19 protein-coding genes are annotated in these 20,070 nt (G+C 53.9%); 10 read left to right on the forward strand and 9 right to left on the reverse strand.

Annotated elements, in window-relative coordinates; all coding sequences use genetic code 11:
- Positions 1–2: 2 nt before the first annotated feature.
- Positions 3–212, reverse strand: a complete 210-nt coding sequence (gene bcsR, locus HP572_RS20775; RefSeq protein WP_014917065.1) for a cellulose biosynthesis protein BcsR — start codon at positions 210–212, stop codon at positions 3–5.
- Between the two features lie 340 nt (positions 213–552).
- Between bcsR and bcsE the strand changes: the two genes are divergently transcribed.
- The 6 genes from bcsE (at position 553) to HP572_RS20805 (ending at position 9,061) form a co-directional block, all read left to right on the forward strand.
- Entirely contained in the window at positions 553–2,157 is a 1,605-nt protein-coding gene (gene bcsE / locus HP572_RS20780; protein WP_240584216.1) for a cellulose biosynthesis protein BcsE, read from the forward strand.
- Complete coding sequence (gene bcsF, locus HP572_RS20785) at positions 2,154–2,372, forward strand: cellulose biosynthesis protein BcsF (protein WP_240584217.1); 219 nt, start codon at positions 2,154–2,156, stop codon at positions 2,370–2,372. Before bcsE ends, bcsF begins: the two co-directional genes overlap by 4 nt.
- 1 nt (position 2,373) lies before the next feature.
- Complete coding sequence (gene bcsG, locus HP572_RS20790; protein ID WP_240584218.1) at positions 2,374–4,032, forward strand: cellulose biosynthesis protein BcsG; 1,659 nt, start codon at positions 2,374–2,376, stop codon at positions 4,030–4,032.
- A gap of 369 nt (positions 4,033–4,401) precedes the next feature.
- Entirely contained in the window at positions 4,402–5,553 is a 1,152-nt protein-coding gene (locus HP572_RS20795) for a diguanylate cyclase domain-containing protein (RefSeq protein ID WP_240584219.1), read from the forward strand.
- Between the two features lie 319 nt (positions 5,554–5,872).
- Positions 5,873–7,165, forward strand: coding sequence for a dicarboxylate/amino acid:cation symporter (locus tag HP572_RS20800; RefSeq protein ID WP_010301199.1), 1,293 nt, complete (start codon positions 5,873–5,875; stop codon positions 7,163–7,165).
- A gap of 378 nt (positions 7,166–7,543) precedes the next feature.
- On the forward strand, positions 7,544–9,061 hold the full coding sequence (locus tag HP572_RS20805) for a pitrilysin family protein (RefSeq protein WP_240584220.1): 1,518 nt from the start codon (positions 7,544–7,546) through the stop codon (positions 9,059–9,061).
- Positions 9,062–9,143: 82 nt separating this feature from the next.
- Here HP572_RS20805 and HP572_RS20810 read toward each other — a convergent pair whose 3' ends face one another.
- A complete protein-coding gene (locus HP572_RS20810) occupies positions 9,144–10,076 on the reverse strand; it encodes a sugar kinase (protein ID WP_240584221.1) in 933 nt (310 codons plus the stop codon).
- Positions 10,077–10,243: 167 nt separating this feature from the next.
- A complete protein-coding gene (gene yhjD, locus HP572_RS20815) occupies positions 10,244–11,260 on the reverse strand; it encodes an inner membrane protein YhjD (protein ID WP_240584222.1) in 1,017 nt (338 codons plus the stop codon).
- 253 nt (positions 11,261–11,513) lie between these two features.
- Here yhjD and HP572_RS20820 point away from each other — a divergent pair, with 253 nt between their 5' ends.
- The gene (locus HP572_RS20820; protein WP_240584223.1) at positions 11,514–12,713 is read left to right on the forward strand and encodes an MFS transporter; all 1,200 of its coding nucleotides are present in this window, start codon (positions 11,514–11,516) and stop codon (positions 12,711–12,713) included.
- A gap of 41 nt (positions 12,714–12,754) precedes the next feature.
- On the opposite strand, the gene HP572_RS20825 is transcribed toward HP572_RS20820, so the two are convergent.
- Together HP572_RS20825 and HP572_RS20830 are read right to left on the reverse strand one after the other, a co-directional pair.
- Positions 12,755–13,333 (reverse strand): DcrB family lipoprotein, encoded by a 579-nt coding sequence (locus HP572_RS20825; protein ID WP_240584224.1) that lies wholly within the window; start codon positions 13,331–13,333, stop codon positions 12,755–12,757.
- A gap of 187 nt (positions 13,334–13,520) precedes the next feature.
- Positions 13,521–14,198: a 7-cyano-7-deazaguanine/7-aminomethyl-7-deazaguanine transporter gene (locus HP572_RS20830; protein WP_039281561.1), complete on the reverse strand. Its 678-nt coding sequence runs from the start codon at positions 14,196–14,198 to the stop codon at positions 13,521–13,523.
- Positions 14,199–14,414: 216 nt separating this feature from the next.
- On the opposite strand from HP572_RS20830, the gene tusA reads away from it, so the two are divergent.
- Positions 14,415–14,657 (forward strand): sulfurtransferase TusA, encoded by a 243-nt coding sequence (gene tusA, locus HP572_RS20835; protein ID WP_012772835.1) that lies wholly within the window; start codon positions 14,415–14,417, stop codon positions 14,655–14,657.
- A gap of 61 nt (positions 14,658–14,718) precedes the next feature.
- Here tusA and HP572_RS20840 read toward each other — a convergent pair whose 3' ends face one another.
- Together HP572_RS20840 and HP572_RS20845 are read right to left on the reverse strand one after the other, a co-directional pair.
- Entirely contained in the window at positions 14,719–17,073 is a 2,355-nt protein-coding gene (locus HP572_RS20840; protein WP_240584225.1) for a zinc/cadmium/mercury/lead-transporting ATPase, read from the reverse strand.
- Positions 17,074–17,370: 297 nt separating this feature from the next.
- Positions 17,371–18,000: a lysoplasmalogenase gene (locus HP572_RS20845; RefSeq protein WP_240584226.1), complete on the reverse strand. Its 630-nt coding sequence runs from the start codon at positions 17,998–18,000 to the stop codon at positions 17,371–17,373.
- Positions 18,001–18,191: 191 nt separating this feature from the next.
- On the opposite strand from HP572_RS20845, the gene HP572_RS20850 reads away from it, so the two are divergent.
- Complete coding sequence (locus HP572_RS20850) at positions 18,192–18,512, forward strand: DUF1820 family protein (protein WP_010681394.1); 321 nt, start codon at positions 18,192–18,194, stop codon at positions 18,510–18,512.
- Positions 18,512–18,871, forward strand: a complete 360-nt coding sequence (locus HP572_RS20855; protein WP_240584227.1) for a DUF2500 domain-containing protein — start codon at positions 18,512–18,514, stop codon at positions 18,869–18,871. The genes HP572_RS20850 and HP572_RS20855 overlap by 1 nt, the downstream gene beginning before the upstream one ends.
- Positions 18,872–18,874: 3 nt before the next feature.
- Here the strand turns inward: HP572_RS20855 and HP572_RS20860 are convergent, their stop codons facing one another.
- Complete coding sequence (locus HP572_RS20860) at positions 18,875–19,150, reverse strand: DUF1145 family protein (protein ID WP_162274786.1); 276 nt, start codon at positions 19,148–19,150, stop codon at positions 18,875–18,877.
- Positions 19,151–19,179: 29 nt separating this feature from the next.
- Positions 19,180–19,755, reverse strand: coding sequence for a 16S rRNA (guanine(966)-N(2))-methyltransferase (gene rsmD / locus HP572_RS20865; protein ID WP_240584228.1), 576 nt, complete (start codon positions 19,753–19,755; stop codon positions 19,180–19,182).
- Positions 19,756–20,070 lie beyond the last annotated feature (315 nt).

The raw sequence follows: 20,070 nt of genomic DNA on the forward strand, positions 1-20,070 counted from the left end.
CGTCAGTCGCTCCCGGCCGGTTCTTTTAATTCATCCAGCAGCGGCCAGCGAGCCATCATTTGGCTGAGACGCGCCTGACGGGCGATATCGATATAGTTTATTTCAGGTAAAGAAAAAGCCTGACTGAGAACCCGGAGATCGTCGTCGGTTCTTGCATTTTCGGTTAAATCGGCGCGTGCGCTGGTATCTATACGAGTCGGTTCGTTATTCATCCCATGCCTCTGAAATAGGCTATCCATTATCATTGAGATCGATAAAGGGAAAACATCCAAATAACAGATATGGTGCGTCTTTTACTGCACCCATAACAGACAGTCTGGCAGATGAAGGGTTACGCCTTTGCTGTCTTTAATAAGGAGTCAGGTGTGCCCGTTAACTATAGCAATGAATTCATGGTTGCAATGTGAATAGGGAAAAATAGTAATGGGTGATTTATCAAGGGATAGGAATAATTCATAGCGTACGGTTGTGATCCCACAGGGGGCTGCTAGAGTTTATTTTGACTGTATATTTAAGGTGGAATACTGCCATTAACGGAAAAGAAATCAGTCTATGAAGCAGAACTTTTCATTAGGTATTCGTGACCTTTGGGATGAGCTGGCGACGCTCCAGCAGGCGGGCTTTTATTGGGTGAATATTGACCGTCAGGTTGACGCCGCATTATTTTGCCAGCAAATCATACACGGCCAAAATAACGATGCGAGAGTGGCGTTAGTAGGCTGTGGGGAACGATCTGATTCTCTTTTGACGTCATTGTTTACGACAGAAAATAATAACACCGGAAAGAAACAATTACCCTGCTATGCACTGCCGGAAAATAAAGCTGCGTTGCTGAACTTAACCGATGATTTAATGCGCGCATTGCGCCCCAAAAATCGTCTGTTGGTGCTTTATGCCCCAGCTAGCTTGTGGCGGGACATTTCGCCAGAAAGACTCCAGCGATGGGTGGATGACACCGCGGCATGGCTGCATCAACGCCAGTGTACGCTGGTGGTTATCGGTCACAGCAGCGGCGTAACCCGCTTGAGGAATATGCTGATTTCCCAACATCGCGGGCTCTATGGCTTAGCCAGCCTGCAATGGCAACAGGATCGCGCCCAGTATCTGGTGTCATGGTGGGCGACGGAAAGAGGCGTGCGGGCGAATAAGGTGCAGATGCTGCAATCCGACAGCGGCGGGTGGCACATGCTGAAGGAAGAGGAACCTATCCTCACGCCGTCTCTGGATGATGACGGGCTCTTTCTGATGGAAAAGAGCGTGATGGAAGGCGCGCCCGCGCTGTCGGAACATTGGCAACTGCTGGACGACAACGCCATCTTGGTACAAACCGGCATGCTGACCAATGCGGCTACCCTCGTTTTTGCGCTCAATCAAACCAGTCAGGTGGATACGCTCGTCAAACAGGTTCATAGCCTGCGGCGGCAGCGTGGTGAATTGCTGAAGATTGTGGTGCGGGAAATGAAGCCTTGTCTGCGCGCCAGCGACGAGCGTCTGCTATTGGCATGTGGCACGAATATTATTGTCTCTCATTCCGAACCGCTATCTCGTTTTCTGGCGCGGATTGAAAGCGTGCAGGGACAGCGTTTTACCAAACACGTTCCTGTTGATGTTGAAGTCTTGCTGACCACCATGCGGCCGCTGCAGATTAAGGGCTATCAGCCTCCTGAGGCCTTTCGGCAGTCTGTGCAGATGTTGATTGATAGCACACTCATGCCAGAAGGCAGCAAAGGCGTGCTGGTCGCATTGCGCCCTGTGCCAGGTGTACGGGCTGCGCAGGCGTTGACGCTGTGCACGCTGCGACGCTTTGGTGATGTCGTTACGATCGCGCAGGGTCGCCTGTTTTTGTTCCTGTCCAATTGCCGCCTGAATGAGCTGGATATCGCGCTGAAATCCATTTTCCGCCTGCCCGTGGATGAAGCGTTCAGCAATCGGATTGTCTGGTCACAAGACTTACAGATTCTGGCAGAAGTTAAATCGCTGGTGCAGGGCGATACGCTGGAGCAAGAGCGGCAGATTAACGATTATGTCCAATTGCAGCAGACCGAATCTGCACCGAGTCGCCAGGTGACGCGGCGTGAACCTATTGTTATCGATCTATTGGCACCCGATCTATTGGGTTCCAATTTACGGGCCCGCGCACCGGGAGAGCCGTCATGAACCTGATTGATATCGTTCAACTGGTGTTATTGAGCGCGGTCGTTTTCTTTACGCTTGGCTATCTGGCACGTCGCGTGATCCCCCACTGGCTTCAGTATTGGAAAAACAGGCTGTTGTCACCGCGCTACCTGAAGCCTGCGAGTGTCTGGATGCGTAGCGCTTCTTCAACAAAGACGGTCTCAACCAAGCCGACTTCAGCAGAGACTAAAAAATAAAATGGACGAAAAAAAACCTACGCAGAAACAGGATACGCAAAAACAGCAAAATATATGGCGCTACTGGCGTGGGCTCGGTGCCTGGAATTTGTATTTTTTGCTGAAATTTGCCCTGTTATGGTTTGGCTACCTGAATTTTCATCCGCTGCTTAATCTGGTCTTTCTGGCATTTCTGCTGTTCCCAATCCCCAACGTCACGCTGCACCGTTGGCGGCATATTATTGCCATCCCGCTCGGTATCGGGCTGTTTTACCATGATACCTGGCTGCCGGGTATTAACAGTATTATCAGTCAGGGGACGCAGGTTGCTGGCTTTAGCTCAGCCTATTTATTGGAGCTGTTAAACCGCTTCATTAACTGGCAAATGGTTGGTGCAGCGGCGGTCATTACCGTGGCCTACCTGTTCTTCGCGCAGTGGATTCGTATTACGGTGTTTACCGTGGCGGCGCTGACGTGGTTAAACATCGTCAATCTGGCAGGCCCGGCTGTGTCGTTGATGCCAGCGGTATCGACAGCGTCTGCTCCTTCGGCGGCGTCTCCATCTGGCGGAGACGCTGCGCTGCCTGAGGCCACATTACCGCCAACAAACGCCAATCTAACGGCTTATCTGAACCAGTTTTATACGCGAGAAAAAGCGCGAGCCACGGCGTTCCCCGCTGCGCTGCCGCAGGATGCGCAGCCTTTTGATCTCCTGATTATCAATATCTGTTCGCTGTCGTGGTCGGATCTGGAAGTGGCGCAGCTAGAGAATCATCCGCTGTGGAAGAAGTTCGATATCCTGTTCAGCCAGTTTAACTCTGCCGCCGCTTACAGTGGGCCTGCGTCAATTCGCCTGCTACGGGCAAGCTGTGGTCAACAGTCTCATATTGATTTGTATCAGCCGGTGAACCAGCAGTGTTACTTGTTCAGTAATTTGGTGAAGCTGGGTTTTGAAGAGCAACTGATGCTCGATCATTCCGGCGTCTTTGGTAATTACCTGCGTGAGGTGCGTGAAGAGGGCGATATTCAGATCCCAATGCTGTCGCAGGAGGGCATCAGTCACCAGATTACCTCGTTCGACGGCGAGCCGATTTATAACGATCTGGAATTGCTGAATCGCTGGTTGGGCGAGCGGGAAAAAGCGACGACAGCCCGTAACGCGACCTTCTTTAACCTGCTTCCGCTGCACGATGGTAATCGCTTTGTGGGAAGCAAGCAGTCGGCGGACTATGCGCCACGCGCGAAGATTCTGTTTGACCAACTGGACGCGTTTTTTGACGTGTTGCAAAAATCCGGTCGCAAAGTGATGGTGATTGTGGTGCCGGAGCACGGCGCGGCGCTGGCTGGGGATAAGATGCAAATGTCCGGGCTGCGCGATATTCCCAGCCCGAGCATCACGCATATTCCTGTCGGCGTGAAACTGTTTGGTTTACAGGCTCCGTATCAGGGCAACGCGCTGGAGATTACGTCGCCGAGTAGCTATCTGGCAATTTCTGAGCTGGTGGCGCGAATGGTCGACGGCAAAGTGTTCACCGCGCCTTCTGTTGACTGGCAAACGCTGACGAGTGCACTGCCGCAAACGGAAGCGATCTCGGAAAATGAGAACGCTATCGTGATGCAATATCAGGGAAAACCTTACATTCGTCTGAACGGCGGAGACTGGGTGCCTTACCCGCAATAATCTCACTCCAATCACTTTATCGGGCAGGCGAGCATCCTGCCCGATCCTTCAGTCTGCTCCCCGAATAGCGACACTGGCTTATGCAGGGGATATCCCCTATTCTGAGGCCGCGTTACCGCTGTTGCCAAAGGTAGCCTAGGATTAAGATGAAATCCCCCGAACATCAGCAGAAAACAGCGTTAAGGCGGCGATAAGCTGCCTTATACTATTTGCCGCGTGTAAATCGTGTTGCTGTGTGTAACGCGTGCGCATTTTTCGCGTTGTATATTGCTCACCTGTTTGTTGTTTGGTGAGCCAGGTATTCAGGTCTGCATAAAAGGTTGACGGAGAAAGCGCTTGCGGCTCAGACGTTCATTAACGATTAAACAGATGACAGCCGTGTCTGCCGTGGCACTGGTGACGATCAGCTTGTTTATCGTCATACAACTCTTTCACTTCGTTCATCAGCGCCGTGAAGATTATGCCAAGCAGTTGGAGAGCATCGCGTATTCCGTGCGTCAACCGCTGACGGATGCGGTGTTACAAGGGGAAGTGCAGCGGGCGGGCAATATTCTGGACAGCCTATTACCCGTTGCCTTTCTTAGCCGGGCTGATGTGCTGCTGCCGGATGATTTCCAGACGCTGCACGCGAATTTCCCGAAAGAACGTCCGGTGCCAGACTGGATCGCACGGGTCTTTAAGCTGCCTATCCGCATCTCTATTCCGCTCTATTCGCCGCCGCAGACGCAGTATTCGGCTCCGCTGGCGCATCTGGTGTTGCAGGCGGATTCCTACCGGATGTATCAATTTATCGTCAGCACCTTTTCAACCATGCTGGCGACGTATCTGCTGTTGGCGCTGATTATGTCGATCGCCATTACCTGGTGCATTAACCGCCTGCTGATACACCCGCTGCGGGGGATTATTGTCGAGTTACAGAATCTACCGCCGGATGACATGCTCCACCGTCAACTTACGCTACCGCCCTGGCATCAGGACGATGAGCTGGGCGCGCTGGTGCGCAGCTATAACCGCAATCAACAGCTGCTGGCGCAGTCGCTTTCTGCTGGAACGGAAGGCGCGGGGCTGCCGGATAACGCGCACTTTATGCGACGCTTTGAACAGCGCCTGGCCGATGCGACACCGTTCAGTCTGCTGGTTTTTGGGCTTGATGCGTCCGCCAGCAAGCAGGGCAAGGTAGACACGCTGACGAAGCAGCTCAGCGCGGCGATTGAAGAACAGAACGAGGCTGGGCTCATCTATCTGGCGCGTCTCGACCGTGATGAGTTCGCTATCATCGGGAAGCAGCTGCAATCTGCCGGACAGGCGCAAGATTGGGCGCAGAATGTGATGCTGGCGATTAATTCACCCTTTTTACCTGCGGGCTCCCAGCCAGCGCGGGCTGTCAGCGTCGGCATCCTCACTATTACCGATCCTCGACCCGAGGACGCCGCACTGCTTTTATCACAGGCGCGTTTTGCTATGCAGCTGGCGCGGCGTGATAAAAAATCCGGAATTCATCATCTCACGGTGCCTTCCTGAGTATTTACAGGTAACGCAAATGTTACTTTTTATCACGAGGTTTCTCGAACGGCACATTCCCCGTATGGCGGGGGTTTGAGAGCTTTTCAAGGCAACATCTCTGCCGAAAAAATGTGCATCTGTTACAAGTAAATTGCACTGATGTTTCTTTATAATTCCTGCTGACGTGATTCAGCTCTTGTTTTTAACCTGCCGTTCACAAACTAAACTTATAAAACATTCTCAGCTTGTTATTGCAATGTTACTTTCCGGCGCAATCACAGGCGGCATTTTCGTACCCTATTCCCCTCCTGTGTTTTCCCCACCATAGGACGTATGTATGAAAACATCAATTTTTAAAAGTCTTTATTTTCAAGTTCTTGCCGCCATTACAATAGGGATACTGTTGGGGCATTTCTATCCCCAGCTTGGCGAGCAAATGAAGCCGCTGGGCGATGGGTTTGTTAAATTAATTAAAATGATTATTGCGCCGGTTATCTTCTGTACGGTAGTCACCGGTATCGCAGGCATGGAAAGTATGAAGTCGGTCGGTCGTACTGGTGCGGTCGCTCTGCTGTATTTTGAAATCGTGAGTACGATTGCGCTGATTATCGGCCTGGTCGTGGTCAACGTGGTGCAACCTGGCGTGGGCATGAACATCGACCCAAGTACGCTGGATGCGTCTGCGGTGGCGGTTTATACCCAACAGGCTTCGCAACAGGGTCTGATTCCGTTCCTGATGGACGTGATTCCGGCGAGTGTGGTCGGTGCGTTTGCCAGCGGTAATATCTTGCAGGTTCTGCTGTTTGCTGTGATGTTTGGCTTTGCGCTGCATCGCTTAGGGCCAAAAGGCAAAGTGATTTTTGACGTGATTGACAGCTTCTCCAAGGTCATTTTCGGCGTCATTAACATGATCATGAAACTGGCTCCGCTGGGTGCGTTCGGTGCAATGGCCTTCACCATCGGTAAATATGGAGTCGGTACGCTGATACAGTTGGGACAGCTGATCGCGTGCTTCTACATCACCTGTGTTCTGTTCGTGTTCCTGGTGTTGGGCAGTATTGCCAGGGCGACGGGCTTCAGTATCTTCAAATTCATTCGCTACATTCGTGAAGAACTGCTGATCGTACTGGGCACATCCTCTTCTGAATCCGTGCTGCCACGTATGCTGGAGAAGATGGAGAAGGTCGGTTGTAAGAAATCGGTCGTTGGTCTGGTGATTCCTACCGGCTACTCATTCAACCTGGATGGCACCTCCATCTATCTGACAATGGCCGCGGTATTTATCGCTCAGGCGACCAACAGCCACATGGATATCTGGCATCAGATTACCTTGCTGGTGGTGCTGCTGCTGTCCTCTAAAGGTGCAGCGGGCGTGACGGGAAGTGGATTCATCGTGCTGGCGGCAACGCTGTCTGCCGTGGGCCACCTGCCAGTTGCCGGTCTGGCGTTGATTCTGGGTATTGACCGCTTTATGTCAGAAGCCCGTGCGCTGACCAACCTGATTGGTAACGGTGTGGCGACCATTGTGGTAGCAAAATACTGCCGCGAGCTGGACGAGAAGAAACTGGATGCTGAGCTGTCTGGCACTAATAAAAATGACAACGCGGCCACGCCGACTGCGCAGTCGTAATTCCAACATGCAGCGATAGTTTCGGTTGCAGTTATCATGCCGGTATAGTTTTCTAAATCAGTTCCCCACGGCGCTAACGCCCCGTGGGGAATTTTTTTGTCTGCCAACACGTCGAACCAATCCGTTTCTCCCTCCTTCCTTACCCGCCATGAAACGTAAAAATATTGTTAAATATGACTATTTTTACCTTTTTTGCAGATTATTTCGTCTTCTGGAGTGACATAGACAAAAGCGCGCGGTCAAAGGGAATGGTACACTTCGCGTCTTTAATTTTTTCCGTGATATATCCACGAGAGTGTGCGGTGGCAGACGCAAGGCCACCATAATGATCAACAATAACCACATTATTATGTTGGATAGCTATTAGTAGGGGTTCACATGCAGGGCACCAAAAAGGCGCTTTTCGTTGGTGGTTTGTTGCTGGCCGTGGTCAGCAGCGGCGTGCAGGCTGAAGCACTACAGCCCGATCCTGCCTGGCAGCAGGGTAAGCTTGATAATGGTTTTACCTGGCAGTTATTAACCACGCCACAGCGCCCCGGCGATCGGGTTGAGCTGCGTCTGGTTGTTAATGCCGGGTCGCTGCTGGAAAACGCCCAGCAGGTAGGTTTTGCCCATTTTCTTCCCCGTCTGGCCTTAGCGCCCGGCGATAAGCTGTCCGCCGCCCAGCGGCCTTCTATGTGGATGCGGGATGCTAACAGCTCACGCGTCCTGCCTCCGGTCATTGTCTCGTATGACTTCACGTCGTATAACCTGAGTTTGCCGAATAATCGCCCCGAACTGCTGAAAGAAGCGCTGACGTGGCTTTCGGAAAGCGCAGGGCAGATGACGTTCGACGAAAAAAGCCTACAGGCTGCGCTGAAGGTGCCCGATCAGGTGGCAACCTTTCCGATTAATCCACAGGATCCGAGCTGGCGCTATCGTCTGAAAGGCTCACCCCTGCTGGCACACGATCCTGCTCAGGACGTCAAACCGCCGTTAAATGGCGAACAGCTCCAGCAGTTTTATAAAACCTGGTACACGCCAGATGCGATGACGCTCTACATCGTCGGTCATGTGGATAATCGCAGCGTGATCGAGCAGATCGGGAAAGTCTTCTCCCCGCTGGAAGGGAAACGTGAAGCACCAGCGCCGTTGCCGACATTGAGCCCGCTACCGCCGCAGGCGATCAGCCTGATGAATAACAACGTCCAGCAGGATACGCTGTCGCTGATGTGGGATGCCCCGTGGCACCCGATTCGTGAATCGCAGGCGCTGGTTCGTTACTGGCTGGGCGATATGACGCGGGAAGCGATGTTCTGGCACCTACAGCAGGCGCTGGAGAAGAGCCCACTGAAGAGCAACAATCTCCGCTTCGACTGCAATGTGTTTTATACCCGTTCTCAGTGCGCGATTCATATGGATGTACCGAATAGTGAGGGCGTTGAGCCGGGCGTGACGTTTATGGCGCGTGAGCTGGCGACGCTGCGTGAAAAAGGGCTGACACAGCAAGAGTTTGATGCGCTGATTGCGCGCAAGACGGACGAGCTGAGTAAGCTGTTTGCGACCTATGCGCGGACCAGCACGGACATCCTGATGGATCAGCGCTTGCGCTCCCAGCAGAATGGCGTCGTAGATATTTCTCCCGAGCAGTATCAGAAACTGCGCCAGACCTATCTGTCCGCGTTGACGCTCGATATGCTGAACCAGGAACTGCATCAGCAGCTGGTACAGGATACGACGCTGATGCTGATCCAACAGCCCGGTGAACCGGAAGCGAATATGAAAGCGTTGCAGGAAGCCTACGACCGGATTATGACGCCAGTGACCGAGCCGGTTGCCAGCACCGCGGCGGCTGCGCCGGAAGGAGCCATTCCTGAAGGAGCGAAACCGCAGGAAACGGCGCCCGCGGCACAGTAATTTATTAATCAGTAAGTCATTAAGCAGTAAATAGAAAAGGCCGCGATTGCGGCCTTTAACGTATTATCACGCGACACCCTGTTTATGCAGGCATTGCCTCAAGCGGGATAATCGCGCCACGGTATTGAATGACCGTGCTGGCCGTCAGGTGACCGCGCTGTGCGGCTTCCTGCGTGCTGCCGCCATTCAGACGTACTGCCAGATAACCTGCGCTGAAAGAGTCGCCCGCGGCGGTGGTATCGACCACGCTCTCTTTTGGCAATTTGATAGCCGGGACATCAACCAGCTCTTGTCCGCGTTCAGACACGATGCAGGAATCGGCACCGCGTTTGATGACCACTTCGTTAACGCCCAAACCGTGCGTCCGATCCAGCACCGCTTCCAGCGGCTTAGTGCCCCACAGCATGTCTTCGTCATCCAGCGTCAGGAAAGCGATATCGGTACAGGACAGAATGTCGGTGTAGGCCTGCTGCGTTTCTTCTTTGCTTTGCCACAGACGTGGACGGTAGTTGTTATCAAAAATCACTTTGCCGCCGTTGGCGCGGCACGCGCGCAGCAGGGCGAGAAGACGCTGACGGCTTTCGGCGTTCAGGATCGCCAGACTGATGCCGCTCAGGTAGAGATAGTCAAATTGTGCCAGCGACTGACCGATTTTTTCCGCTTCCGGGCTGTCCAGCCAGTAGCGGGCCGCGGCATCATTACGCCAATAGTAGAATGTACGCTCGCCGCTATCGTCGGTTTCAATGAAGTATAAACCGGGCAGCTTGTTGTCCAGTCGCTGAATCAGGTCGGTTTTCACCCCTTCTTTCTGCCAGGCAGCCACCATCTCGGTACTGAAGCTATCGGTGCCGAGCGCGGTCACGTAATGCACGCCCAGCTTATCGGCGTTTACCTGACGGGCAATGTAAACGGCAGTGTTCAGCGTATCGCCGCCAAATCCACGGTTGAGATCCGTGCCCTTCTGCGACAGTTCGATCATGCATTCGCCGATTACGGCAATGTTAGTAGTTGTCATCACTTTTGGCCTGTTTGAAAAGGTACCCTGCACCTGATGTTATTGGGTATAAAAAATGCGGAAATTAACATCAGTCTCAACATTACGCGAGACTGAGTCAATAGCCTTGAAACGATGTTTTATTTTTTCATGACGCAGATCGGAAAACCAGTGCTTTCACGCTGCTTTTAGCGATCGGAGGGGGGGGCTTTCCCCTGCTCATTCTTATCCGTCGAGGTGTCGCCTTTGTAGTTCGCCGTTGCGATCCAGGCGGCGCAGAAGAGCGTCAGACGAGCGAAGAAATAGAAGAACGCCATCAGGCCAATGACCGAACCGAACGCGGCACCGGAAGGTGAGCTGGCCAGTTTAGGCAGCGCGACGGTCATCGCGAACTTGATAACTTCAAAGCCCACGGCGGCGATCAGCGTGCCGCGAAAGAGCGCTTTGCGTTTGGGTTTATGGCGCGGTAAAACGAAAAATATCCACAGGAATAACAGATAGTTGGCGAAGATGGAGATTGACAGGGCAATCAGCGTCAACGCGGGGCGCAACCACTCGATGCCATCCAGCCCCAACGCGGTCACAATCATGTTCTGCGCGGTGCCAGCAACGGAGGTCAGGAAAAGCGTAATGATCAGCGCAATGACCAGACCGGTCAGCGACAGGAAATCCCGCGTGTACTGAAAATAAATCTTCTCTTCATCTTTCGGGTTCCGTTCCCACACGTCGCGCGACTGGGCGCGAATCGCCTCACGCAGGTTTCCCATCCAACTGATGCCGGAATAGAGTGCGATCAGCAAACCGGTAATCCCCACGGTAGTACGCTGCTGCACGGCGGTGTTAACGGTACTTTTCAACGTATTGGCCAGATTAGGATCGCTGATACTGTTGACGATACGGTTAATCAGCCCCGTCAGCAGATCGGGGTTAGAAGCCAGCACAAAACCCACTGCAGCAAAAGACACCATGAGAATCGGGATCAGCGACAGAAAGGAAAAATAGGTAATGGCCGCGCCAAACTGGTTGCCCATCCGATCGTTGAAGCGTTCGCCCGCGCGAATCAGGTGCGCCACGCTGGGGATCGCCTGAATACGTGCGGCCAGACGCTTGCTCTTTCCCAGAAATGAGAGAGGTTTCTGTGGTGATTTATCCCCTTCTGGGGTTGACGATGTTGACTGGCGATCCGGGTCTGCCGGTACAGGCATTGCGTTTCTCCTGTGTTCGGGATTAGTTTAGTAGCATAAGCTTGATTATAACCAACAATATACTCGTCATCCTTCAAGTTGCATGTGCGTTGGCTGCGTTCAGTCACCCGAATCACTTACTTGAGTAAGCTCATCGGGACTCCTTCTCTTGCCGCCTGCCTGAAACTCGAATTATTTAGAGTATATACAATATGATTTTTCGATGTTTTTCTGAACGTACGTCATACACGGACGTTAAGCGAGTGAATTTTCCATGCCAACACCTTCCCCATCCGAACCGGCGCTGAGCGGTCTGCGCCTTAATCTGCGCATCGTTTCGATTGTGGCGTTCAACTTCGCCAGCTATCTGAATATCGGCCTGCCGTTGGCGGTGCTGCCGGGGTACGTGCACGATCACCTTGGCTACAGTGCATTCTGGGCCGGACTGGTGATCAGCCTGCAATACTTCTCCACGCTAGTGAGCCGCCCGCATGCGGGCCGCAGCGCCGACGAAAAAGGACCGAAAAAAATCGTCGTCTGGGGGCTGGCTGGCGTCATGCTCAGTGGGGTGTTTTACCTGATGGCTGCCTTTAGCGACGCCTCGCCTGCCATCACGCTGCTGTTGTTGTGCCTCGGGCGTATCGTGCTGGGAGCCGGACAGAGCTTTGCCGGTACCGGTGCAACGCTCTGGGGCGTCGGCGTGGTCGGTTCCCGGCACATTGGACGCGTGATTTCATGGAATGGCATTGCGACCTACGGCGCGATGGCGATTGGCGCACCGCTCGGCGTCTGGCTTAATCATATCGGTGGGCTAAAACTGCTCTCCGTGTGCATTATCCTGATTGCAGCCGTGGCGATTGTCCTCGCGCTGCCGCGCCCCGCGGTGCAGGTTGCGCCGGGGAAAAAGATTCCCTTCCGCGAAGTGCTGGGGAAAGTCTGGGTTTACGGCATTATTCTGGCGATCGCCTCTGCGGGTTTTGGTGTGATCGCGACCTTCATCACGCTGTTTTATGCTGACCGGAACTGGGAAGGCGCGGCGCTGACGCTAACCATTTTCAGCTGTGCCTTTGTCGGCGCACGATTGGTATTTCCTAACAGTATTCAGCGGTTTGGCGGATTGCGCGTGGCGATGGCGTGCTTCGTGGTTGAAATCGTCGGGTTGTTGCTGGTCTGGGGGGCGACGCAGCCGCTGATGGCGGAAATCGGTGCATTCCTTGCGGGGGCAGGTTTCTCTCTGGTGTTCCCGGCATTAGGCGTTGTCGCCGTTAAGGCCGTATCGCCGCAGAATCAGGGCAGCGCACTGGCAACCTATACGATATTTCTCGATTTATCGCTGGGCATCGTCGGACCGGTAGCGGGCGTGCTGATGGCTTACACCGGCATCGCCTCTATTTATCTGGTGGCGGCGTTGCTGGGACTGTGCGGTCTGGCACTGACATGGCGACTGACCCAGCGGGTCGCTAGCGTAGAATGACAGTAACCACCTCGGTGGCTACTGTCCGACGATAACACCGATTATTTCAGCTTCAGGGTGTGGATGATGCCTTCTGCTTCGCTCTGTGCCTGTTGCTGATTGCTGGCTGGCAGCGTGATCTGCAAGGTCAGCAGTTGGTTTTCTACTTTGCCCAGCACGACAGAGGAATAAGCCTGCTGTCCGCTGCTGGTGATAATGCTGTCGAGCTGTTGCAGCTTCTTGCCGTCAACGTCGATGGTCTTGTTGGTGACGACCTGGAGGTTGGCGTCACGCGTGCGCTGTTGATCTTCCAGACGCTGTGCCAGCACGGTCAACTCTTCTGTGGTGTTGTCGCCCAGAATCACGATGACCGCTTTCTGCCCATTGTCATTGGCGTAAACGTGCATGTTGTTCGCCTGCGTTCCCACTTTGCCGCTTTGATCACGCATATCGGCCGGCAGGGTAAACGCCACCTTGCCATCCATTAATTCAATATTCTGACCTGCGCTGGCTTCTGCGGCAGGTTTATCTTGCGCGCCCGCTTTTGCAGCGTCATCCGTTTTGCCATCACAGGCAGCAAGCAGGCCGACAAGCAAGCCGACAAGCAAGCCGACACCGAGGTATTTGATTACATTCGACATGGGATCCCTTTCTCTCGTTTTTGAAACAGATAATCGTTTTAAACAGGTAATAACAGTATGGCACCCTATTCAGATAGCAAAAACAAGCATTTTGTTGTTGCAAACCGTTGTTAGTCCCTGCGTTATTTTTACAAAACGATGAATGACTTGATGAGAAAAGGCGGCGCAAATGGCCGCCTGATTGGCATTAATGGTGGCTGCTGACGGAGTGATAGTCGGGGGTGCCTTTCTGCTCGCTCAGACGTTTGAGCACCATGTTCAGCATGACGCCGTACATCGGCAGGAAGAACGCCAGGCTGATCAGTAATTTGAAGGCATAATCCACCATCGCGATTTCAACCCAGTTTGCCGCCATGAAGGCATCAGTACTGCGGTAAAACGCGATGAAGAAAAAGGCCAGCGTATCGCTGAAATTACCAAACACGGTCGACACGGCCGGAGCGACCCACCACGCGCGTTTCTGGCGCAGGCGGTTGAAGACGTGAACATCCAGAATCTGGCCGAGAACATAAGCCATGAAGCTGGCGCAGGCGATACGCGCCACGACGATATTCACCTGACTTAACGCCTCGAACGACTGCCACGATCCCTGATAGAACAGACTCGACACCAAATAGGAAATTACCAGCGCAGGTACCATCACGGTCAGAATAATACGACGTGCCAGCGGCGCACCGAAAACCCGTACCGTCAGGTCAGTTGCCAGGAAAATAAACGGGAAGGTAAACGCGCCCCAGGTGGTATGAAAACCGAAAATCAATACCGGGAGCTGAACCAGATAATTACTCGACGTAATGATCAGGACATGGAACAACGATAGCCAGATCAGCGCCGTAAGCCGCTGCTGGGGAGTAAAACGATACATAATGTGACCTTTTTGGTTATTGGGGTTAGGGAACCCAAGAGATAACGTGCAGATTTATGCTGCAACGCGGCGGCATAATACGCAATTGCATCGCTAATGCAATGTGTTTTGCCAGGAAAAGATGGTTGTTTTCTGCGCAAACGTTGTCGTCGCTTGCGTCGAGAAATCCTCAGCGTAAACTAAGGCGGTTTTTTGATTCCTGTACTGAGAACGTTGATGACCGATCCCTTTACCAACCCGGATAAAACCCTTGATGCACAGGGGCTGCGCTGCCCTGAGCCTGTAATGATGGTGCGTAAGACGGTACGCCAGATGGAAACCGGGCAAACGCTGCTGATTATTGCCGACGATCCGGCCACCACCCGCGATATTCCCGGTTTTTGCGTGTTCATGGAGCATGAGCTTCTGGCGCAGGAGACCGAACAGCTTCCCTATCGGTATCTGCTGCGCAAAGGTTAATACTCGTCATACTCTTTAAGCCGCAGGTGCGCGGCGTTGCACCGCGCACCGTAGACCACGATTAGCCCTGTTTTCTCAATAGCCGCAGCGCGTTGGCGGTGACCAGCGCGGTGGCGCCGGAATCCGCCAGCACGGCCAGCCACAGTCCGGTAATGCCCAGAATGCTGGTGACCAGAAAGACGGCTTTCAGCCCCAGTGCGATGGCAATGTTCTGACGAATATTATGCTGCGTCGCCCGCGACAGGCTAATCATCGCCGCCAGCCCGGTCAGGCGGCTGTGCGTTAACGCTGCATCAGCCGTCTCCAGTGCCACATCCGTACCGCTTCCCATCGCAATCCCGATGGTTGCAGCCTTCATCGCTGGGGCGTCGTTGATGCCGTCGCCGACCATCGCCACGGGATGCTGCTGACTCAATTCGCTGACCGCCGTGACTTTATCGGCGGGGAGCAGGCTGGCGCGGTAATCGATCCCTAATGTCGCTGCAATCGCCGCCGCCGCGCGGGGATTATCGCCCGTGAGCATCACGCCACGAATCCCCAATTGCTGCAAAGCATCCAGCGCTTCACGCGCATCGTGGCGTAGCGTGTCGCTCAATGCCAGCACGCCGAGCAACTTATCGTCCTCTTGCACCACTACGACGGTTTTCCCTTCGTTTTCCAGCGCATCAATCCGCTGCAACCAGTCGGCATCAAGTAGATCGGGCGCGACGCGAGTCGGCGCGCTGACCTGAATCCGCTTGCCGCCTATCGTGCCTTCCACGCCGACACCCGCCAGCGCTTTGCGATTTTCCGCCATTGGCAGGAACGTGCTGCTGGAGCGCGCATGTTGGACGATCGCTTTGGCAAGCGGATGGTGCGAACCGGACTCCACCGCAGCGGTGCGGGTTAACAGCGCCGTTGCGCTAACGCCTGCGGCGGGCAATACGTCCGTCACCTGCGGCTTGCCTTCCGTCAGCGTGCCCGTTTTATCGAACGCGATAGTCTTGATGCTACCGAGCGATTCCAGCGCTGCGCCGCCTTTAATCAGTGCCCCACGGCGCGTTGCGGCGGCTAACCCGGACGTAATCGCCGCAGGCGTTGAGATCACCAGCGCACACGGACAGCCGATTAACAGCAGCGTCAGGCCGCGATAAATCCACTCTTGCCACGGCTGCGCCAATAGCAACGGCGGCACCAGAATCACCAGCAGCGACAGCAGCATGATGGCTGGCGTGTAGTAACGGCTGAACTTATCGAGGAAGCGCTCTATCGGCGCACGGCGCTCTTCCGCCTCTTCTATCAGTTGCAGAATGCGGTCGATAGCGCTGTTGCCCGGCTGTGACACCACGCGCAACTGCACAACCCGATCGACGCACAGGCTGCCTGCGGCAATTTTTTCACCCGGCGTACGTTCAACGGGAACCGATTCACCGGTCAGGGCGCTTTCATCAAAGCTGGCGTCGCTGTTCAAGAGCTCCGCATCGGCAGGGAGACGCCCACCGGGGGCGACTTCAATCACGTCACCGGGAACCAGACTGGCGACGGGAACGAGGCGTCGCTGCCCGTTGCCGACGACCGTGGCATCTTCGGGAAGCAGCGCCATCAGCGCCGTTACGCCCCGTCGTGCGCGGTTTGCCGCGTAAGATTCCAGATGTTCGCCCAGCATAAACAGCAGCAGGATGACGGTGGCTTCGGTGGTGGCGCCAATCAAGAGCGCCCCGATGGAAGCCACGCTCATCAACGTTTCAATCGCGAAGGGCGTGCCCGTGCGAATGAGCTGCACCGTTTTTTTCAGTATCGGAATCAGCCCGACAATTGTGGTCGCGATAAACGCGATCTGCCCGCCACGCTCGCTTAGCAGGGAAAGTCCCCAGCTTGCAGCAGCCAGCAGAGTGAAAAGTATTAAGAAACCATATTCATGTACGAAACGACGTACGGTCGACGTGTCGGGTGGAGCGAGGGGGAGTGCGGTGTCCTGCAAGGTGAAACCCGCTTGCTGAACGGCATATTGAACCTGAGGACGAATATCGGTGTTGGCATCAACAACCAGTTTTTCGGTGGCGAACAGCACTTTGGCTTGTTCAATTCCGGTGAGATTTTTTACTGCATTTTCGATTTTACGTGCGCAGCTGGGACAATCCATCCCGCTGATTTTCCAACTGAAACGCTGGTGGGATCGGGGCCTGTCGCTGTCTCCGCCGTCGGGGTCGTCTGAATCCGCGCTACCGCCGCTGTCTGACGACGACTGATCTGTGCCACACGCGCTTTGCACTACGGCGTCAGACGTGTGTTTGGTTGAACAGCAGCTGTGGTCGGCGTGGTTTGAATGCTGCGTGTGCTCGTTGCAGCAGCTTTTGGCGCTGCGTGGCGCGTGGTGAACGCTGTTATTGCAGCAGGCTGATTTCTCAGTGCTGTGGTGGTGTTGATGAGAGTGCATATCTTCCTCCATTGTTGAACCAATCCCATTAGGGCTATTTCATTTGCCATTTTGAACCTGGGCAGTGCTCAAACAAACGCAATTGCGTTTGAACGCCCCTTGGGGCGGCCCGTAGGGTGAGCGTAGCGAATAATCCTCACGTACTCCATGTACGCTCCGGTTTCTGCGCGCTGTCCGAGTCCAAACTGGCTGCACCAATAACGCCTACTGGAATAGTTTCTTAGTGATTACGATTCTCATCAGGAACTTTACACCGCCGCTCAATGCTTAGCCAGATTTTCGTGAGCGGCGTCAACGTTAGAAATAGAGGGAGCGAACGATCAGGAAATGGCCGCCAAAATAGCCCGCGGCCACAATCGCCTGATGGGCGCGGAACGGAAAACGGTAATGGTGAATCAGCCAGGCTGCATGGGCGATAAACAACAGCACGGTGCCCGTAAGCAGGGAGAAATTCGCGTTTGTCCCTAGCGCAAAATACCGCTCGCCGGCAATCCAGACCATCAATGTGGTCATGATGATGAATGCGCAGGCGGGCCAACGCTGCTCTTTCAGTCGTCCCCAGATAATCGCGATCAGGATCGTGGCCAGAATGACGAGCGTTAATGCCAGCGGCCAAAAGAACGTGAGTGAAATCTGCCCGGTAAAAAAGCTAATGGTGTACAGCAGATGGGAGAGGAAATAAGCGCCAAACGCGTAAAGCAGGCGCTGAGTCGGCAGCAACAGCAGGGTGTCTGCGACCAGCGTTGCCAACAACCCCAGTACAATCAGATAGCCCGGCACACCAAGCAGCGGCGTCTGCCAGGCCAGAGCCAGCAGCAGTAGCATCGTGACCGGTTTGAATAACCAACGTTGCCACGTTGGACCACGGTAGCTGGCGTCCACATACAACCAACCAGAAAAAAGCACAGCAATAAATGACCAAAGCATAGCGTGTCCTTTTTGTGTTTTTGTTTGTGTCAGGATAAAAATAAACCGTTCTTTATTGAGTGTAGGGGATTGTGGGGAAGTTAAACAACACGTCGTGAAACGGATGCGACTTCTGTGAGCTTCATGTTATGTTATCGCCTGTTTTTATTGTAGATGGGCGCCGTGAAGTCTCGAAGGGAGCATTGTGTTGAATGAGTAATGAATCCGCGCTTTATCGTATTCAATTTATAAATAACGGTAAGAATTACCAGCTTTACGTGCGTGAGTTGGTGCAGAGTAGCCTGTTCGGTTTTATTGAAATTGCCGACTTCGTGTTTGATAGCCAGTCTACGGTGTTGGTTGACCCGTCAACCGAGAAACTGAAAACGGAATTCTCCGGCGTTAGCCGCAGTTTCATTCCTCTACAGGCGATCATTCGCATTGATGCCGTGACGGAAAAAGGCAGTGCCCGCATTTCTGATTTAGGCGATAACGTTACCGCATTTCCTTATCTTCCCGGCAAGAAACCCTGATGAATGACTTTCCCTGGCTGTTGGCCTTGGCCGTCGGTGCGATTTTGGTGCTGGCGGCGCGGCAATATCGACGTCAACGCCAGCGGGAAGCGCAGAATGACGCGGCTCCGCTGCGGATCGTGGCCGCCGAGGTGAAACACAAACGCGAATTTCCCCGTAGCCGTCGACGGGCGCGCGAACATCAGGTGATGGTTGTAGAGGATATGCTTTATGAGGTCACGTTCAGGCCGATTACCGGCGGCGCGACTATCACGCTGCGCCTTGAGAACGCGGATTATCACCTGCTTGATACTGGCATGCAGGGGTCGTTGCAGCTAAAGGGCACACGCTTTATCCGCTTTGTGCCCCAGCAGAAGTAGCGATTACGACTTCGGTGGCTTAGGCTGCTTTTTCTGCCACGCCAACAGCTCAAACACGCCAAAAAGGAAAATGCGTGCCTGAAGCGCGCGGCTCAGCGCGGGGCTGTCTTTCGGCTGGCTGGATTTTAACAGCAGCAGTTGAAAACCATGCATCAGGATCATAAACACCATCGCCACGGTCATGAAGATATTCAACGGCTTGGGGAACGGCTGAATCAGGTTAAGCAACAAAAATCCCCACACGCCCAGCATCAATAGCCTGCCAAGGTTAATCAAAATCATCTCTTACCCTTACGTTGCTGCGAAGATCATTGACGAATGTATAAACGGTAGGCGACCTGACCCGCAATTTTCTCACGGTGCAGTTGCCAATTTTCCGGGATAGTCAGCTGCGCATTTTCCGACTCGGTTTCCACGTAAATCCACGCGTCGGGTGCCAGCCAACCCTGCTGTTCCAGCAGGGCAAGCGTGTTGTTCAGCAGCTCTTTGCGAAACGGTGGATCGAGAAACACGACGTCAAACGGCGTGCCCGGCTTCGCCAGCCAGCTCAGGGCATCAGTATTGACCACCTCGGCGTTGTCCGCCCGAAGTAGTGCCAGATTTTGCGTTAACTGCTGCGCGACTGCACGCTCCATCTCCAATAATGTGGCGTGTGCGGCATAACGGGATAAGGCTTCCAGCCCGAGCGCGCCGCTGCCGGCAAAGCAGTCTAGACAGCGTGCCTGCTGAATGACGGGAGCCAGCCAGTTAAACAGCGTTTCCCGCACGCGATCGGTGGTGGGACGTAAACCGGGGCTATCAGGAACCGGAAGTTTTCTGCCGCGCCATTGACCACCGATGATTCGGATTTGTCCGGCGGCTGACGATGCATTTTTTTTAGCCATAGCTCACAGGGTTATTGTTGTGCCGCATCATCGTGGTGTGGATACGGGCAGGAAATTTCTGGCGCTATTCTAGCGGCGGTTACGTGTAGAGGGAATGTTAAGATGGGGGTTAAAGCGCTTAACCCAAAATTTTGTGCTATCTACAGGCTTTCGATAACGCGCAGCGTTTGACACACTTCGTTACGGACATTGCCTTTCGTTACGAAGATTGTCGGCAGCGCCGAGAATTGTCCGTCATTGCCCCCGTTGGCTGCGTGTTGCTGTCGGCAGGAAAGTGTTAAACTTATTGTTTAAATATGATTTTCATTGATTGAT

The organism is Pectobacterium sp. PL64, from assembly GCF_022477975.1.
GTDB lineage: Bacteria > Pseudomonadota > Gammaproteobacteria > Enterobacterales > Enterobacteriaceae > Pectobacterium > Pectobacterium jejuense.

Coding starts and splice junctions, on each gene's coding strand:
- HP572_RS20825 (WP_240584224.1), bottom strand. CDS start 13,333: ATGTCGAATGTAATCAAATACCTCGGTGTCGGCTTGCTTGTCGGCTTG.
- HP572_RS20840 (WP_240584225.1), bottom strand. CDS start 17,073: ATGCACTCTCATCAACACCACCACAGCACTGAGAAATCAGCCTGCTGC.
- HP572_RS20805 (WP_240584220.1), top strand. CDS start 7,544: ATGCAGGGCACCAAAAAGGCGCTTTTCGTTGGTGGTTTGTTGCTGGCC.
- bcsF (WP_240584217.1), top strand. CDS start 2,154: ATGAACCTGATTGATATCGTTCAACTGGTGTTATTGAGCGCGGTCGTT.
- bcsE (WP_240584216.1), top strand. CDS start 553: ATGAAGCAGAACTTTTCATTAGGTATTCGTGACCTTTGGGATGAGCTG.
- HP572_RS20830 (WP_039281561.1), bottom strand. CDS start 14,198: ATGTATCGTTTTACTCCCCAGCAGCGGCTTACGGCGCTGATCTGGCTA.
- HP572_RS20855 (WP_240584227.1), top strand. CDS start 18,512: ATGAATGACTTTCCCTGGCTGTTGGCCTTGGCCGTCGGTGCGATTTTG.
- rsmD (WP_240584228.1), bottom strand. CDS start 19,755: ATGGCTAAAAAAAATGCATCGTCAGCCGCCGGACAAATCCGAATCATC.
- tusA (WP_012772835.1), top strand. CDS start 14,415: ATGACCGATCCCTTTACCAACCCGGATAAAACCCTTGATGCACAGGGG.
- bcsR (WP_014917065.1), bottom strand. CDS start 212: ATGAATAACGAACCGACTCGTATAGATACCAGCGCACGCGCCGATTTA.
- HP572_RS20845 (WP_240584226.1), bottom strand. CDS start 18,000: ATGCTTTGGTCATTTATTGCTGTGCTTTTTTCTGGTTGGTTGTATGTG.
- HP572_RS20850 (WP_010681394.1), top strand. CDS start 18,192: ATGAGTAATGAATCCGCGCTTTATCGTATTCAATTTATAAATAACGGT.
- HP572_RS20810 (WP_240584221.1), bottom strand. CDS start 10,076: ATGACAACTACTAACATTGCCGTAATCGGCGAATGCATGATCGAACTG.
- HP572_RS20800 (WP_010301199.1), top strand. CDS start 5,873: ATGAAAACATCAATTTTTAAAAGTCTTTATTTTCAAGTTCTTGCCGCC.
- yhjD (WP_240584222.1), bottom strand. CDS start 11,260: ATGCCTGTACCGGCAGACCCGGATCGCCAGTCAACATCGTCAACCCCA.
- HP572_RS20795 (WP_240584219.1), top strand. CDS start 4,402: ATGACAGCCGTGTCTGCCGTGGCACTGGTGACGATCAGCTTGTTTATC.
- bcsG (WP_240584218.1), top strand. CDS start 2,374: ATGGACGAAAAAAAACCTACGCAGAAACAGGATACGCAAAAACAGCAA.
- HP572_RS20820 (WP_240584223.1), top strand. CDS start 11,514: ATGCCAACACCTTCCCCATCCGAACCGGCGCTGAGCGGTCTGCGCCTT.